Origin of the sequence: Cellulomonas gilvus ATCC 13127, from assembly GCF_000218545.1 — a bacterium.
GTDB lineage: Bacteria > Actinomycetota > Actinomycetes > Actinomycetales > Cellulomonadaceae > Cellulomonas > Cellulomonas gilvus.
Window position 1 is genome coordinate 2,461,553 of the sequence record NC_015671.1, and the last position, 15,172, is coordinate 2,476,724.

Here is a 15,172-nt window from a genome sequence, read left to right on the forward strand (position 1 = left end):
GATACTGCCACCATGCCCGCAACCCGACGCCAGCCCGGCGAGCGCACGCTCGCCGCCGCGAGCCGCGTCGACCTGCTGCACATCCTGCAGCGCGGCGGCTCGCACACCGTGCACGAGCTCGCGCGGACCACCGGGCTGCACGAGAACACGACGCGTGAGCACCTCGCCAAGCTGGTCGGCGACGGCTACGCGGTGCGGGCGCCCGAGACCCGCACGGTGCGCGGCCGGCCCCGGATGCTCTACCGCGCGGCCTCGGCCGACGACGCGCGCCGCGACCCGATCGCGATGGGACGCCTCGAGCAGTCCATCGCGCACGTCGCACTCACGAAGGTGCTGCTCGACGGCTTCGGCCGCTCGCTGGGCCCCACCCGGGACGCGGCACGCACGGCGGGGCGGTCGCTCACCGCTCCCGGCGGTGCGCTCGAGCCGCCGCTCGCCCCGGCCGACCCGGCGGGCACCGCGCAGGACGCCGCGGCCCGCCAGCTCGACGCGCTCGAGGGCCACCTGGACCGCCTCGGGTTCGACCCGCAGCGCGACGACGACGGCCTGCGGGTCCACCTGTGGCGGTGCCCGTTCCTCGAGCTCGCACGTGAACGGCCGGACGTGGTGTGCAGCGTCCACCTGGGCCTGGCCTCGGGCGTCCTGGAGACCGCCGGCGGGCCCGTCACGGCGCACCGGCTGCGCCCGTTCGTGGGCCGCGAGCACTGCGTGCTGGACCTGCGCCGCGACCCCGACGTGGCGCCCACCGCCCCGGCCGACAAGCACGCGGGCCCGGGTTTTTCCACGGCGGGTCCTGTGGCATCACCCCCCGCACCCGTCCCATCCTCAGAACCCGGGCACAGCGCCCACGTCCCACGGGAGGCACCATGACCAGCCAGCACGTCGAGATCCTCGGCTCCGCGCCGACGCCCGAGCCCGCCGCGCACTCGTGCGGCTGCGGCGGGCACGACGAGGCCGACCCGGTCCTCGACGTGCGCGCGATCCCGCACGCCATCCGGCACGCCACCGTGTTCGGCGCGTTCGAGGCCATCGCGCCCGGCCAGTCGCTCGTGATCGTCGCGCCGCACCTGCCGCGTCCGCTGCTCGCGCAGCTCGCGGAGCGCGCGCCGATCGACACCGAGGTGCTCGTCGACGGCCCCGAGGCCTGGCACGTGCGCATCACGCGCCGCGCCGACTGACGGCACCGCGCACGGCGCCGCACCGCGGTGCCCCACGTCGCCGGTCGCTCCGGGTGAGGACTCCCCGGAGCGACCGCGCCGTGCCCGCGATCGCGGGCAGGCTCAGCGCAGGGGCAGCACCAGGCGGGTGACGTTCGCGGCCGGGTCGTCGTCCGGGCTCGGGTCGGTGAGGTACTCCTCCCAGAAGTCTCCGCGACCGGCGGCGCCGTGCTGCGCCGCCCACGTGACCAGCTGGTCCCAGGCGCCCGGGAGACCGTCGTACGGACCCGTGTAGGTCCCGACGACGGCGGCACCGGCCGGCAGCGTGTGCGTCTGCACGTCGTCGACGAACGGCCCCGCCCCGTCGGGCACCGCGAAGCCCGCGGCGACGTCCACCGAGTCCGTGGGCATGTCCGCGTACCAGCCGATCGCGGGACCTGTGGGCGCGAGCCCCGCGGCCGTCAGCGCGCGCTCGACCCGTGTGTAGGCGCTGTCGTAGAACCCCGTGAGCGCGGTCATCGCGACCCGCTCCCGGACCACCGCGAGCGTCGTCTCCGGCAGATCCACCTGCTCGATCTCCATGTCACCCTCCCTGTGCGGCGACCCTCGCCGTCCGCCCCCACCCTGGCGGACCGGCACCCCGAGCGCCAGGCTCTCGGCGGCGCGCTGCGGCTCGTGTGTCAGGGTGGGTGCGTGGCGGAGGCGGTGCGGGCGAGGGTCGACGCGTGGTGCTGGGCGGTGCGCCTGTTCCCGACCAGGTCCGCGGCCGGTGCCGCGTGCCGCGCCGGGCACGTGCGGGTCAACGGCGAACGCGCCAAGCCCGCGACGATCGTCGTCCCCGGTGACGAGGTGCACGTGCGCGGCGGCGAGCGGGAACGCGTGGTGATCGTGCAGCGGACGATCGTCAAGCGCGTGGGCGCGGCCGTGGCGGTCGCGTGCTACCTGGACCGGTCCCCCGCCGTCCCGCCGCGCGAGCAGGTCGCGCTGGCCGGCGTGCGCGAACGGGGTGCGGGTCGCCCGACCAAGCGGGACCGCCGCGAGCTGGACCGGCTGCGCGGCAGGGGCTGACCGCCGGCCCGGCTGCGCACCCGGTCCGCGAGGCCCGGCCGGTCCGAGTGCCGCGTCCCACGGGCCGGCCCGCACCACCCTGCGGAGGCGTGCGGGCCGGCGCGTGGCGCGACGCCGCCGTCAGGCGCCGCGGCAGGTGACCGACGTGGCCGTCGGGTCACCGGTCCCCTGGAAGCCGAGCTCGGTCGAGGCCCCTGCGGCGAGCCCGGAGTTCCACGCCGCGGGCGTGAACGTCGTGGTGGACCCCGCCGTCGCGACCTGTGAGCTCCAGGCGTTGGTCACCTGACCGCCCGGGATGCTCGCGACGACGCTCCACGACGACAACGCGCTCGCCCCGGCCGTGACCCGCACCGTCACGACGAACCCGCCCGGCCAGCGGCTCGCCACGGTGTACGCGGCGGTGCACGCGCCACCCGGCGCGGTGGACGTGGGCGACGGTGTCGGTGTCGCGCTCGCCGTGGGCGTGGGCGTGGGCGTCGGGGTGGGCATGGGCGTCGGCGTCGGGGTGGGCGTCGGCGTCGGGGTGGGCGTGGGCGTGACGCCGCGGACCGCGTCGACCACCGGCTGGAACCAGCGGTCGGCCATCTTGACGATGCCGGACTGGTTGGGGTGCACACCGTCACCCGTGTCGGCCGCCGCGTCCCAGCCCGTCCACTGGTCGACCACGCGCACCGGCGAGGCGGGGGTGCTCAGACCCGCGGCCCACGCGGGGATCGCCGCGTTGAGCTCGACGGTGCGCCCGGGGCACTGCGCGCATGACGAGGGTGCGACCGGGATGATCTGCGCGACGAGCACCGTGATGCCCGGGTCGTGGTCACGCATCTGCTGCACGAGCGTCGTGTAGGCCGCCAGGATCTGGGTCGTCGACCGGTTCGACCACACGTCGTTCGTGCCGAAGTGCATGAGCACCACGTCGGGGTCGGTCCGGTCCAGCCACCCGACCAGAAGGCCCTGCGCCGCGACGTCGGTCACCAGGTAGCCGCCGTGGCCCTCGTTCTCACCGTCGTACGCGAACCCGCAGCCCTGACCCGGCAGCGTCCCGACGAAGTCCGTCCCGGTGATCCCCGCGGCCTGCAGCCGCTGCCACAGCAGCGCGCGCCAGCAGCCGGGCGACCCGGTGATCGAGTCGCCGAGCGCCATGATCCGGACCGGGTCCGCGGCGGTGCCGGCAGGCGCCGTGGCCACCAGCCCGAGCACCGCCGCGAGCGCCGCGACGGCGAGCGCCGCCAGGGCGGATACCAGGCGCGGCACGCGCGGGGTCGAGGTCGTCGTGGTCCGCATGCGTGGTCCTCCCCCGGGATGCGGGGCGCGACATCGCGCTCCGTCGTCGAACCGCCTCGCGCACGTCGCCGTGCCACGGGTCGGCCCGTGTGCACCTTGGCGCAGGATCACGGGCCGGACCAGCCGTCGAATCGCTTAACCTCCGGGGGCGGCGACGCGGCGCGCACGGCCCGCGCCCGCGACGCCCGCGCACCCGCACGGCACGATGGCGCGGGTCGGGGTGCGGCCGTGTCGAGAACCGCGGACGTCGCGCGTCATCCCCGTGTCAGGACCGCAACTCCCGAAGGAGCCCACCATGCAGTTCCTCATGATCGTGTGCGAGGACCCCGAGGCCGAGCCGTACCGCGCCGAGGACGACAACATCGAGCAGTGGGTCGCCGACGTCGAGGCGCGCGGCGTCCACGTCCAGGGCGACCGCCTGCGCCCCGCCGCCGAGGCCCGGACGGTGCGCGTGCGCGGCGGCGAGCTGTCGGTCACCGACGGCCCGTTCGCCGAGGCGGGTGAGCACATCGCCGGCTACGACATCCTCGAGTGCGCGTCGCTCGAGGAGGCGGTCGAGATCGCGTCGCGCCACCCCATGGCCCGGTTCGGCCGGATCGACGTGCGGGCCGCGTGGCCGTTCGAGCCGGGCGACGCGTGACGCACCCGCGGGACCAACGTCCCGGGTAGGCTGCGCCGCATGAGCGAACCCGTCCTGCAGCGCCGCGACGACGACCGTTCCGGCTCCCCGGAGCGTGCCGTCACGGTCTTCTTCGCCTTCGTCCTGTTCCTCGCCGGCCTGGCGATGTTCTGGATCGCGTTCGAGGTGGTCGAGGCGGCTCGCCCGTGGGTCTTCTTCGGCGGCATCGCGTCCGTGAGCCTCGCGTTCGCGATCCCGACGACGATCGTCCCCGCGCTCGAGGACCGCTGAGCCCACCCCTGCCGGCCGGAGGCCGCGTCCGCACCGACACCGGTGCCGGGCGCGGCCTTCGTCGTCCCCGGACCGCGCACGCCGCGACGACGAAGGCGTGACCTTCGTCTCAGAACCGCACCCCGCGGCACTCCTACGTTCGACGGTGAGAGACCTTCGCCACCTGAGGGGATGTTGTGGACACCGTCGCCCGCTCCACCAGCCGCACCCACGCGCCGACCGCCCCCCGGCGGCGGCGCTGGGTGCTCGCCGTACTCGTCGCACCGCTGCTGACCCTGCTCGCCGGATGCGCGCAGGAGACCTCGAGCAGCGGTTCGGGGGTGCACGGCGGCGAGGCCAGCCTGTCGCTGCCCGACCTGAGCGAGGTCACCGTCGTCGGCGGGATGTCCGGCCGCGTGCTGCTGGGCCTCGGCCTGGTCGTGTGCGTCATGGGCCTCGCGATGGGCGTGGCCACCTACCTGCAGATGCGCAAGCTCGAGGTGCACACCTCGATGCGCGAGGTCTCGGAGCTCATCTACTCGACCTGCAAGGCCTACCTGGCCCAGCAGGGCAAGTTCCTCATGGTGCTGTGGGCCTTCATCGCCGCGGTGATCGTCGTCTACTACAAGGTGCTCGTCGGATTCGAGTGGGGCCGCGTCGCCGTGGTCATCGCGTTCAGCCTCATCGGCATGGCCGGGTCCTACTCGGTGGCGTGGTTCGGCATCCGCGTGAACACGCTGGCCAACAGCCGGGTCGCGTTCGCGAGCCTGCGCGGCAAGCCGCTCCCGCTGCACCGCATGCCGCTCAAGGCCGGCATGTCGATCGGCATGGTGCTCATCAGCCTCGAGCTGTTCATGATGCTCGTCATCCTCATGTTCCTGCCCCGCGACATCGCGGGCGCGTGCTTCATCGGCTTCGCGATCGGCGAGTCGCTCGGCGCGAGCGCGCTGCGCATCGCGGGCGGCATCTTCACCAAGATCGCGGACATCGGCTCCGACCTCATGAAGATCGCGTTCAAGATCAAGGAGGACGACGCGCGCAACCCCGGCGTCATCGCCGACTGCACGGGTGACAACGCGGGCGACTCGGTGGGCCCGTCGGCCGACGGCTTCGAGACGTACGGCGTGACCGGCGTCGCGCTGGTGACGTTCGTTCTGCTGGGCGTGCACGACCCCGCGGTCCAGGCGAGCCTGCTGGTCTGGGTGTTCGTCGTGCGCGCCGTGATGATCGTCGCGTCCGCGGTCTCCTACCAGCTCAACGACCTGTACACCGCACGGCGGTACCGCGACGCGGAGCGCATGGACTTCGAGCGTCCGCTGTCGAACCTGGTGTGGCTCACGTCCGCCGCGTGCATCGTCGCGACGTTCGCGACCACGTGGTTCGTGCTCGCCGACACCGCCGCGGGCGACCAGTGGTGGCGTCTGGCGACGATCGTCTCCTGCGGCACGCTGGCCGGCGCGCTCATCCCCGAGCTCGTCAAGGCGTTCACGTCCACCTCGTCGCGGCACGTGCGTGAGGTCGTCAAGTCCTCGCGGCAGGGCGGCCCGTCGCTCAACATCCTGTCCGGCCTGGTCGCGGGCAACTTCTCGGCCTACTGGCTGGGCATCGCGATCGTCGGCCTCATGGGCGGCTCGTACCTGCTCAGCGAGCAGGGCCTGGGCGACCTCATGGTCGCGCCCGCGGTGTTCTCGTTCGGGCTCGTCGCGTTCGGCTTCCTGGGCATGGGCCCGGTGACCATCGCGGTCGACTCCTACGGTCCCGTGACCGACAACGCGCAGAGCGTGTACGAGCTGTCCGTCATCGAGGACATCGAGGACATCGACGCCGAGCTCGAGCGCGAGTACGGGTTCACGCCGCAGTGGGAGCGCGGCAAGCTCATGCTCGAGGAGAACGACGGCGCCGGGAACACGTTCAAGGCGACCGCCAAGCCCGTCCTGATCGGCACGGCCGTGGTGGGTGCCACCACGATGATCTTCTCGATCATCATGGGCCTGACCGGGGGCCTGACCGAGGGCATCGAGAACCTCTCGCTTCTGCACCCGCCGTTCCTGCTGGGTCTCATCACCGGTGGTTCGGTCATCTACTGGTTCACGGGCGCCTCGATCCAGGCCGTCACCACGGGCGCGCACCGCGCGGTCGAGTTCATCCGCACCACCATCAAGCTCGATGGCGTGTCCAAGGCGAGCGAGGCCGACTCCCGCCGGGTCGTCGAGATCTGCACGCAGTACGCGCAGCAGGGCATGCTCACGATGTTCCTGGGCGTGTTCTTCGCGACGCTCGCGTTCGCGTTCGTCGAGCCGTACTTCTTCATCGGCTACCTGGTGTCCATCGCGACGTTCGGCCTCTACCAGGCGATCTTCATGGCCAACGCCGGTGGTGCGTGGGACAACGCCAAGAAGATCGTCGAGACCGACCTGCACGCCAAGGGCACGCAGCTGCACGACGCGACGATCGTCGGCGACACCGTGGGCGACCCGTACAAGGACACGTCCTCGGTCGCGCTCAACCCCGTCATCAAGTTCACGACGCTGTTCGGCCTGCTGGCCGTCGACCTCGCGGTCTCCCTGACCGACCAGGGCCGGCACACGCTCGTCGTGTCGCTCGCGGCCGTGTTCTTCGTGGTCTCCGCGTACTTCGTGCACCGGTCGTTCTACGGCATGCGGATCCAGACGTCGCTCGAGGGTGACGACGAGCCCGCGGTCGTCGAGGAGCCCGCACCGTCCGACGAGCCCGCCGACGGACTGCCGAGCCCCGCACGCCCGCGCGACGACGAGCCCGCGTCCGACGACGCGCCCGGCGCCGCCGGCGACGAGGCGCCGGGCGAGACGGTGCCGCAGGAGGCGGGTGCACGATGAGGATCGCGGTCCGCTACCGGGACGTCCTGATCGACCCCGACGGCCACGTCGCGGGGCACGACGCGGGTGCGACGCTGGTGCGCCGCCTGCTGCGCGTGTTCCCCGGTGCGATCGTCGTCGGGGACGGACCGCGTCGGTGCGACGGGTTCGACGTGCTGCCGCTCGAGTTCCTCGACGCGCGCGAGACCGTCGTCATCAACATGGACGTCGTCGACTCGATGTCCGTGTGGCGCACGCTGCGCCAGTCGTGCGACGAGCCCAAGGTCATGAACTTCGTGTGGTGGACCACGTCGCAGTTCACGCACCCGGTGGACCGGGCCGCGCTCGGCCTGTCCTGCGCGCTGTTCCCGACGTTCGCGAACTCGCAGCGCACCGCGACCGAGATCCAGGAGATCGTCGGCCAGCAGGTGGTCCAGCCGCTCGCCGAGCAGACGCGGATCGGCTGGGTCAACCTCGGCATCCGCCTGGAGCACGTGCACCCGCGCCAGGAGCCCGCGGTGCCCGTGGTGCTCTACCCCGCGATCTACCTGTCCGAGCGCAAGGCGCCGCAGGTGTTCTTCGACGTCGTCGAGCGCGTGCGCAAGCACGTGCCCGTCCGGGTCGAGGCGCGCCTGGTCGAGTCGCACCTGGTCTCCGAGCAGGCGATGCGGCTGTCGCGGCACGAGTGGGTGTGGATGGGGCCGCTGACCGCGAGCCGCGACGACTACTGGGAGGCGCTGTCCCGCACGACCGCGTTCCTGGCGACCGCGACCGACGAGTCCTACGGCCTGGAGTACATCGAGGCGCTCGTGGCCGGGGCCGTGGGCGTGTTCCCCGACCGGCCGTGGGCGCGCGCGATCCTGCCCGCGGACTACCCGTTCCTGTACTCCACCACGGCGCAGGCCGAGGAGCTGCTGCTGCGGGCCGTGAGCGACCCGGCCGGGTGCCGCCGTCAGCTGGACGACGCCGCGGGCGGCGACTTCCAGGACTGGCTGCGCGCGCGGCACGACGACGACGCGTTCGACCGGTCCGTGGTCGAGCACGTCCGCCGCTGGTTCGGCTGACCCGGACCGCTCAGCGACCCGTGACCAGAGGTGCGAGCCAGTCGCGCAGGTCGGGGACGAGCGAGCGCGCGTAGCTCGCGGTGACGTGGTCGGCGTCGCGCCACACGAGCACTCCCCCGATGATCGGCGGGCACGTGCCGTCGGGGCACATGAGGTCGGTCACGTCGAGCATCGGCAGCCCGAGCGCGTCCGCAGCCGCGCGCTGCTGCGCGACACCCGACCGTCGCGCGGGCACGTCCACCGGGAGCGTGCACGCGGTGGCCCAGTCGTCGGTGTGCTGCGCGACGCACTCGGGCGCGTCGATGCCGACCCATGGCGTGTCCCCCAGCACGACCACCGGCACCCCCGCCGCCTGCAGTCTGCTCCACGAGGCGGTCAGGCCTGCGACGGCCGCCCGGTCCTCCGAGGCACCCGTCAGCCGCTCGTCGTCCGCGCCCACCACCTCGGCCCGGTTGCTGCTCACCACCACGACGTCCGGCGGGTCGGCGAGCAGGTGCGCCAGCACCGCGTCGTTCCACTCGCCGCACGCGGTGTACGGCGCGTCCGTGGTGCCGAGCCACGTCCGTGCCGACGTCAGGCCGCAGCTGCCCTTGGTGTACGTGTCCAGGCGCCAGCCCTCGGCCTGCGCGATCTGCGCGAGCGGCGGCTGCCACTGACCCGCGTGCGAGTCCCCCACGAGCGCCACCACCGTGCCCGACGCGGGGTCGCCGAACGTGCACGCGTCCGGTGCGGTGCCGTGCGCGTCCTGATGGCAGTCCTGGTCGTACAGGTCGGCCACGTCCTGCGTCGCATCCGCGAGCGCGGGCACCAGCGCGTCCAGGTCCGTCCCCTGGTCGGGTCCTCGCCACGTGCCGTCGCGCAGCACCTGCGCACCCGGCGGTGCGGCGTCCGACGTGCTCGGCACCGCGCGCAGCAGACCCGCCGCGGCGAGCACGCCGACGAGCGTGCACGCGACCCCCAGCAGCGCGGACCGCGAGGTGCTGGCGCGCAGCCGCGCGGACGTGTGGAGCGGCCGTTCGACGAACCGGTACGACGCGACGGCCGGCACCACCGACACCAGCACCGCGATGACCAGCGCACGCGTGCTGGGCTCCCCCTCCGCGAGGCTCGTCGCGACCACGACGGCGGGCCAGTGCCACAGGTAGAGCGAGTAGGACGCGGCACCGACGGGCTGCAGCACGCCCGCGGTCAGCGGGCGCAGGCCGGGGCCTGCGAGACCCGCCGCGAGCACGAGCACGGTCCCGCCGACGGGCAGCAGCGCGGCCGTGCCCGGGAACGGCGTGCCGCCGTCCAGCAGCACCGCGGCGAGCAGGATCATCGCCAGGCCGGCCCACCCGCCCGCGCGGAGGAGGCCGGCGGGTGCCCGCACCACGCGGTGCGCGAGCAGCGCCAGCAACGCGCCTGCGGCCAGCTCCCACACCCTCGTCGTGGTGACGAAGTAGGCGCGCGCCGGGTCGAGGCCGGTCAGCGTCACGGACCACAGGACGGACGCCCAGGCGACCACCGCGACGCCGACGACGAGCGCACGCCGCGTGACCCGCTTGCCGCGCATGCGCGCGAGCGCGACCAGCGCCACCACGAGCAGCGGCCAGACGACGTAGAACTGCTCCTCGACCGCGAGCGACCAGAAGTGCTGGACCGGGCTCGCTGCCGCTCCCTCGGCCAGGTAGTCCACGGACCGGTCCGCCAGCCGCCAGTTCACGACGTACAGCGCGGTCGCGACCACGTCGCCGGCGATCTCTCGCCACCGTGTCACAGGCAGCCAGACGAGCGTGGCGACGACCACGGCCGTGAGCGTGAGCGCGGCCGCCGGGAGCAGGCGGCGCGCCCGACGCGCGTAGAACCGGCCGAGCCGGAGACGTCCCGTGCGTGCGACCTCGTCGGCGATCAGACCGGTGATGAGGAAGCCGGAGACGACGAAGAACACGTCGACGCCCACGAACCCGCCGGGCACCGGCAGACCCGCGTGGAACGCGAGCACCAGCGCGACCGCGACCGCGCGGAGCCCTTGGACGTCCCGGCGGAACCCGCGTGCGCGTGCGGCGGGCCCCGCCACCGCACGCGCGGCGACGTCCCGCTCGGCGAGGTCCGGGGGCGAGGGCACCGGCGCACGCTAGCCGACACGGCCCTGCGGCGCGCGGCACGTCGGGCAGCCTCCGGTCCCCGGGCACGGCTGGTGGACAATGGCGGCTCCGTCATCCACCACCGGGAGCACCCTCATGCCGGAGCACATGAACGTCGAGTCCTTCAACCTCGACCACCGCACGGTCGCGGCACCGTACGTGCGCCTCGCGGACGCCAAGCAGCTGCCCGCGGGCGACGTCATCGAGAAGTACGACGTGCGCTTCACGCAGCCGAACGTGGCGCACCTGGAGATGCCGACCGTGCACTCGCTCGAGCACCTGTTCGCGGAGCACTCGCGCAACCACAGCGACCAGGTGATCGACTTCTCCCCCATGGGGTGCCAGACGGGCTTCTACCTCACGCTCGCCGGGCAGTGGGACTACGACGACGTGCTGGCGCTGGTCGAGGCCACGCTGCGGGACGTGCTCGCGGCCGATGCGGTCCCCGCCGCGAACGAGGTCCAGTGCGGCTGGGGTGCGAACCACACGCTCGAGGGTGCCCAGGACGCGGCGCGCACGTTCCTCGCGGCACGTGACGAGTGGTCCACGGTGACGGCGTGACGGACGCGAGCACGACCGCCGCGGACGGCTCCGGACGCGTGGACGCGGTCGTCGTCGTCGCGATGGACGTCGAGGCCGAGCCGTTCGTCGCGCTGGCCGAGTCCGCCGGTGCCGCGCGCGACGTCGCCGGCGCGACGTGGCGCCGGCTGCGGCTCGCCGGACGCGACGTGCTGCTGGTGCGCTCGGGCGTCGGCCTGGTCAACGCCGCGTCGTCCGCGGCGCTCGCGCTCGCGGTGCACCCGCCCACGGTCCTCGTCAGCGCGGGGAGTGCGGGCGGTCTGGGTGTGGGCGTGCGCGTCGGGGACGTGGTGGTCGGCACAGAGCACGTCTACACCGGCGCGGACGCCCGCGCGTTCGGCTACGCGCTCGGTCAGGTGCCGGGCATGCCCGCGACCTACGCGGGCGACCCCACCCTGCACGCCGACGCGCTGGCCGCCGCTGCCGCGCTCGGTCCCTGGGCCGGCGCACCGCACGACGTGCGGGTGCTGCCCGGTGCGATCGTCGCGGGCGACGTGTTCGTCGACGCCGAGCGCGTGGGTCCCGTCCGTGAGGCGTTCCCTGCCGCGCTCGCGACGGACATGGAGACCACGGCGCTCGCGCAGACCGCGTTCCGCGCGGGGGTGCCGTTCCTGTCCGTGCGCGGCATCAGCGACCTGTGCAGCCCGATGGAGGCCGGCGAGTTCGCGACGCACGTGGACGACGCGGCGGACAGGTCCGCCGCGGTGGTCGCCGCGCTGCTCGCGTCGGCCCGTCTGCTGGCCTGACCACCGCTGCGGTCCCGGGGGCCGGCAGCACCAGGCTGCCGACCCCCGGCGACGGGGTCAGCGCCGCCGCGCGAGTGCGGCGTCGATCTCCGGGTCGCCCAGACGCCCGAGCCACTCCACGAGGTCCGGGTACGTCGACGGGTTCGACGCGAGGTGGACCCGCAGCTCGGGTGCCTGGGCCGCGATCGCGGCCAGCACGTCGAGGCTCGTGGCCGGGTCCTGCGCCTGCTCCGCCGTGAACGGGTGCGCGGGTGCGGGCGCCTGCTCGACCGGAGCCGGTGCGGGCGCCGGAGCCTGCTCGACCGGAGCCGGTGCGGGCGCCGGAGCCTGCTCGACCGGCGCGGGTGCCTGCTCGGCCGGCGCGGGCGCCTGGTGCTTGGTCAGGATGTCCACCGGTGCGGCGTCGGGCGCCGGTGCCACCGGCTGGGCTGCCGCGTGCTCGGGCGCGACCGGTGCCGGTGCGACGGGAGCCGGCGCCGCCTGCGGGTAGCCCTGCTGCTGCGGGTAGCCCTGCTGCGGGTAGCCCTGCTGCGGGTAGCCCGCCTGCTGCTGGGCCTCGCCCTGCCACGCGGGCCGGGGCGCACGGGGCACCGCGTGCGCCGTGAACCAGCTCCGCACGCTCGCGGGTGCGAGCAGCGCCGTGGCGATGAGCGCGGGCAGGCCGAACGCGATCAGCAGCAGCTCGAAGCCGACGGGCCACCACGAGTCGTGGTGCGACGCGGTGAGGATCACGGCCGTGAGGCCGAACGCCGCGACCACACCCGTGATGCCGAGCGCGGTCGCGCGCGCGGACGCCGGGTTCCCGACGAACATGGTGCGAGCGACCACGGAGCCCACCGCGGCGATCGCGAGCAGGATCACCATGACGACGACCCACACGATGCTGTCGCCGGTGTAGTCGAGGTACGGCTGCACGCCGATCAGGCGGAACGTCTGCACCACCGCGTAGCCACCGGCGACCACCGCGAGCGCGAGCCAGCCGAGCGACGCGACGCCGAACCACTCACGTTCGGGGGCGTCGGGGGCAGGAGCGGCGAGGAACCGGCGCGTCACCGCGGTGAGCGCGAGCACGCCCGCTGCGGGCAGGAGCACGAGAGCGGCGGTCCCGGAGCCGACGGACAGCGCGGCGTGGAAGTCCGAACCCGCGGACTCGCGGTTGATCGGGCCGAAGAAGACGAAGAGGAACACCGCGGTGCCGGCGAACGCCACCAGCACCCACCGCCACTCGAGCGAACGGCGCAGCGCCGTGCCGAGCGCGGGCCCGGCCGCCATGACGGCGACCAGGAGCGTCGAGGCGATCGAGGCCAGGAGCGCCGCCCAGCCCCGGTCCTGCCCCAGCGTGCCGTCCGAGTCGACCAGGATCGAGACCAGGCCGAGCAGCTGCAGGACGGCCGCGCCGCCGACGACGCCCAGCAGCGCCGTGCGCACCCACCGGCCGAGCTGGTCGGCGGTGTGCGCGGTGCCGACCTCGGCAGCGCGCGGCGAGGCCGCGAGCAGCGCCCCGGCGAAGCCGAGCGCGACGGCCGGCCCGAGACCACCGGTGCCCTCGACCGCGTCGCCGTCGAACGCGAACACGACGTCGAGCAGCGCGTAGATGCCGACGAGCAGCGCGAACGGCACGTTGGCCAGCGCGCGCACGGTCATCACGGTCGTGTTGCTCCACGTGTGCGGCAGCGCACCGGCGCGCGCGAGGTAGAACAGCCCGAGCGACAGCATCGACACGATCGAGACGAGCACGACCTCGATCCGCCCGGTCGCGGAGTGCTGCAGGTCCCACCCGTGACCGAGGGCGACCGCGAGCAGCAGCAGCGCGACGACGTCGGTGACGTAGTCCCGCACGGGGACCCCCTGGAACGGGCTCGGCGGCCGGGGCGCCGTGGCGGCCGCGGACGGCTGCGCACCGGGCGCGGGCGCCTGGGCGTACCCGGGCTGCGGGTAGGCGCCCTGCGGGTACTGGGCCTGGGGATACGGGCCCTGCGGGTACTGGGCCTGGGGCGGCTGTGCCGGCGGGTACGGGGCTTGGGGCTGCTGGGCCGGCGGGTACGGGGCCTGCGCGTACGCCGCATCCGGACCCGGTGCCGGGGCGGGGTCCGGCGGTGCGTGCTCCACCGGCGGGTTCGTGCCCTCGTCAGACGTGCTCATCCTCGTCGTGCCCTTCCTCGACCGCGTCACGTCACCCGTCCCGGGCGACGAGGCCCGACTGTATCGGGCACATGCCGGTGACGTGCCGATTCGCCCGGGCCGGTGGACGGACGCACGGCTGCCGGCGCGCCGAGGCTAGACCCGCTCGAGCAGCACGGCCACCTCGTAGTGCGTCGTCTGGGGGAACATGTCGAACACGCGCGCCTCGCGCACGGCCAGCGAGGGCATCGCGGCGAGGTCGCGCGCGAGCGAGACGGCGTTGCACGACGAGTAGACGACCCGGTCCACCGGCGCACGCTCGAGCCACGCGGCCAGCGCGGGGCCGATGCCGCGCCGCGGCGGGTTGACCACCACGAGGTCGGGCGCGGCCGGCTGCGCGAGCGCCCACGCGGTCGCGTCCGCCGCGACGAACGTCGCGGGCCGGCCCAGCTGCGCCGCGCTGGTGCGGGCGCTCTGCACGGCCTCGGGGCTGGTCTCCACCCCCACCACGTCGCGCGCGGGCAGGTGCAGCGCGAAGCCGCCCACCCCGCAGTACAGGTCCCACACGCTCGTCGGCGCCGCGGCGGCGACCCACTGCGCGGCCTGCGCGTACAGCGCGGCCGTCACCGCGGTGTTCGTCTGGAAGAAGCTGCGCGGCCGCAGGTGCAGCGGGACGCCGCCGACGTCCATCGTCAGGGTCTGCCGCTCGGTCAGCGGGATCTCGAGGTCGCCCTCGAGCACCGCCCGGTGCTCGGGCAGGATGTTCGCCGAGACGACGGCCAACCGGGGCAGCTCCGCGAGGAGCGCCGGCAGGTGCTTGCGGATCCGGGTCACGGCCTCCTGCGAGCGCAGCACGAAGCGCAGCATGAGCGCACCGTCCTCGGCCTGCGTGACGAGGACGTGCTTGAGCTCGCCGCGGCGTGCGGGCACGTCGTACGGCTCGATCGCGGCCCGCGTCACGAACCGCTGGACCACGGGCAGCACCGCGCGCAGGCCGTCCGGGTACAGGCCGCAGCCCTGCAGGTCGACGCCGTGGCCCGCGGCGTCGAGGATGCCGAGCGTCGGGTGCTCGCGCGTACCGGCGACCACCATCTTGGCCTTGTTGCGGAAGCCCGACTCGGCGCTCGCGACCGGCGGCAGCCAGTGCGCACCGGTGTGGTCCGCGAGCAGCTCACGCGCGTGCGCGGCCTTGGCCGCGAGCTGCTCGTCGTACGGGCGGCCCATCCAGCCGCAGGACCGGCACGCTCCCGCGTCGAAGTAGGAGCACTGCACGTCCACAGGGTACGGCGCGCACCCCGGACGCCTGTCGC

The 15,172-nt window shown here is 74.2% G+C and carries 14 protein-coding genes; 9 read left to right on the plus strand and 5 right to left on the minus strand.

Features of this window, described 5'->3' with window-relative positions:
• The first annotated feature begins 12 nt into the window (after positions 1 to 12).
• The gene (locus CELGI_RS11365) at positions 13 to 870 is read left to right on the plus strand and encodes a helix-turn-helix transcriptional regulator (RefSeq protein ID WP_013884268.1); all 858 of its coding nucleotides are present in this window, start codon (positions 13 to 15) and stop codon (positions 868 to 870) included.
• Positions 867 to 1,178 carry a DUF2249 domain-containing protein gene (locus tag CELGI_RS11370; RefSeq protein WP_013884269.1) on the plus strand — a complete coding sequence of 104 codons (312 nt, stop codon included), beginning with the start codon at positions 867 to 869 and terminating at the stop codon, positions 1,176 to 1,178. Before CELGI_RS11365 ends, CELGI_RS11370 begins: the two co-directional genes overlap by 4 nt.
• Before the next feature lie 102 nt (positions 1,179 to 1,280).
• Here the strand turns inward: CELGI_RS11370 and CELGI_RS11375 are convergent, their stop codons facing one another.
• On the minus strand, positions 1,281 to 1,739 hold the full coding sequence (locus CELGI_RS11375; protein WP_013884270.1) for a GyrI-like domain-containing protein: 459 nt from the start codon (positions 1,737 to 1,739) through the stop codon (positions 1,281 to 1,283).
• Between the two features lie 111 nt (positions 1,740 to 1,850).
• Between CELGI_RS11375 and CELGI_RS11380 the strand changes: the two genes are divergently transcribed.
• Positions 1,851 to 2,225 carry an RNA-binding S4 domain-containing protein gene (locus tag CELGI_RS11380; protein WP_013884271.1) on the plus strand — a complete coding sequence of 125 codons (375 nt, stop codon included), beginning with the start codon at positions 1,851 to 1,853 and terminating at the stop codon, positions 2,223 to 2,225.
• Between the two features lie 120 nt (positions 2,226 to 2,345).
• Here CELGI_RS11380 and CELGI_RS11385 read toward each other — a convergent pair whose 3' ends face one another.
• Entirely contained in the window at positions 2,346 to 3,506 is a 1,161-nt protein-coding gene (locus CELGI_RS11385; protein WP_013884272.1) for a GDSL-type esterase/lipase family protein, read from the minus strand.
• Between the two features lie 295 nt (positions 3,507 to 3,801).
• On the opposite strand from CELGI_RS11385, the gene CELGI_RS11390 reads away from it, so the two are divergent.
• The 4 genes from CELGI_RS11390 (at position 3,802) to CELGI_RS11405 (ending at position 8,293) form a co-directional block, all read left to right on the plus strand.
• A complete protein-coding gene (locus CELGI_RS11390; protein ID WP_013884273.1) occupies positions 3,802 to 4,146 on the plus strand; it encodes a YciI family protein in 345 nt (114 codons plus the stop codon).
• A 39-nt stretch (positions 4,147 to 4,185) separates the two neighbouring features.
• On the plus strand, positions 4,186 to 4,416 hold the full coding sequence (locus tag CELGI_RS11395) for a hypothetical protein (RefSeq protein WP_013884274.1): 231 nt from the start codon (positions 4,186 to 4,188) through the stop codon (positions 4,414 to 4,416).
• Between the two features lie 176 nt (positions 4,417 to 4,592).
• Positions 4,593 to 7,250 carry a sodium-translocating pyrophosphatase gene (locus tag CELGI_RS11400; RefSeq protein ID WP_013884275.1) on the plus strand — a complete coding sequence of 886 codons (2,658 nt, stop codon included), beginning with the start codon at positions 4,593 to 4,595 and terminating at the stop codon, positions 7,248 to 7,250.
• On the plus strand, positions 7,247 to 8,293 hold the full coding sequence (locus CELGI_RS11405) for a hypothetical protein (protein ID WP_013884276.1): 1,047 nt from the start codon (positions 7,247 to 7,249) through the stop codon (positions 8,291 to 8,293). Before CELGI_RS11400 ends, CELGI_RS11405 begins: the two co-directional genes overlap by 4 nt.
• Positions 8,294 to 8,303: 10 nt before the next feature.
• On the opposite strand, the gene CELGI_RS11410 is transcribed toward CELGI_RS11405, so the two are convergent.
• Positions 8,304 to 10,397 (minus strand): acyltransferase family protein, encoded by a 2,094-nt coding sequence (locus CELGI_RS11410; RefSeq protein WP_013884277.1) that lies wholly within the window; start codon positions 10,395 to 10,397, stop codon positions 8,304 to 8,306.
• A gap of 115 nt (positions 10,398 to 10,512) precedes the next feature.
• Here CELGI_RS11410 and CELGI_RS11415 point away from each other — a divergent pair, with 115 nt between their 5' ends.
• Together CELGI_RS11415 and mtnN are read left to right on the plus strand one after the other, a co-directional pair.
• Entirely contained in the window at positions 10,513 to 10,977 is a 465-nt protein-coding gene (locus tag CELGI_RS11415) for an S-ribosylhomocysteine lyase (protein ID WP_013884278.1), read from the plus strand.
• A complete protein-coding gene (gene mtnN, locus CELGI_RS11420; RefSeq protein ID WP_013884279.1) occupies positions 10,974 to 11,741 on the plus strand; it encodes a 5'-methylthioadenosine/S-adenosylhomocysteine nucleosidase in 768 nt (255 codons plus the stop codon). The genes CELGI_RS11415 and mtnN overlap by 4 nt, the downstream gene beginning before the upstream one ends.
• A gap of 57 nt (positions 11,742 to 11,798) precedes the next feature.
• On the opposite strand, the gene CELGI_RS16925 is transcribed toward mtnN, so the two are convergent.
• Both CELGI_RS16925 and rlmC read right to left on the minus strand, forming a co-directional pair.
• On the minus strand, positions 11,799 to 13,883 hold the full coding sequence (locus CELGI_RS16925) for a DUF7937 domain-containing protein (RefSeq protein ID WP_013884280.1): 2,085 nt from the start codon (positions 13,881 to 13,883) through the stop codon (positions 11,799 to 11,801).
• A gap of 135 nt (positions 13,884 to 14,018) precedes the next feature.
• Entirely contained in the window at positions 14,019 to 15,134 is a 1,116-nt protein-coding gene (gene rlmC / locus CELGI_RS11430; protein WP_041574683.1) for a 23S rRNA (uracil(747)-C(5))-methyltransferase RlmC, read from the minus strand.
• Between the last annotated feature and the right edge of the window lie 38 nt (positions 15,135 to 15,172).

Bases quoted from the DNA above. Each gene is read 5' to 3' on its own strand.
- CELGI_RS11365 (WP_013884268.1), top strand. From the start codon at position 13: ATGCCCGCAACCCGACGCCAGCCCGGCGAGCGCACGCTCGCCGCCGCG.
- CELGI_RS11370 (WP_013884269.1), top strand. From the start codon at position 867: ATGACCAGCCAGCACGTCGAGATCCTCGGCTCCGCGCCGACGCCCGAG.
- CELGI_RS11375 (WP_013884270.1), bottom strand. From the start codon at position 1,739: ATGGAGATCGAGCAGGTGGATCTGCCGGAGACGACGCTCGCGGTGGTC.
- CELGI_RS11385 (WP_013884272.1), bottom strand. From the start codon at position 3,506: ATGCGGACCACGACGACCTCGACCCCGCGCGTGCCGCGCCTGGTATCC.
- CELGI_RS11390 (WP_013884273.1), top strand. From the start codon at position 3,802: ATGCAGTTCCTCATGATCGTGTGCGAGGACCCCGAGGCCGAGCCGTAC.
- CELGI_RS11395 (WP_013884274.1), top strand. From the start codon at position 4,186: ATGAGCGAACCCGTCCTGCAGCGCCGCGACGACGACCGTTCCGGCTCC.
- CELGI_RS11405 (WP_013884276.1), top strand. From the start codon at position 7,247: ATGAGGATCGCGGTCCGCTACCGGGACGTCCTGATCGACCCCGACGGC.
- CELGI_RS11415 (WP_013884278.1), top strand. From the start codon at position 10,513: ATGCCGGAGCACATGAACGTCGAGTCCTTCAACCTCGACCACCGCACG.
- CELGI_RS16925 (WP_013884280.1), bottom strand. From the start codon at position 13,883: ATGAGCACGTCTGACGAGGGCACGAACCCGCCGGTGGAGCACGCACCG.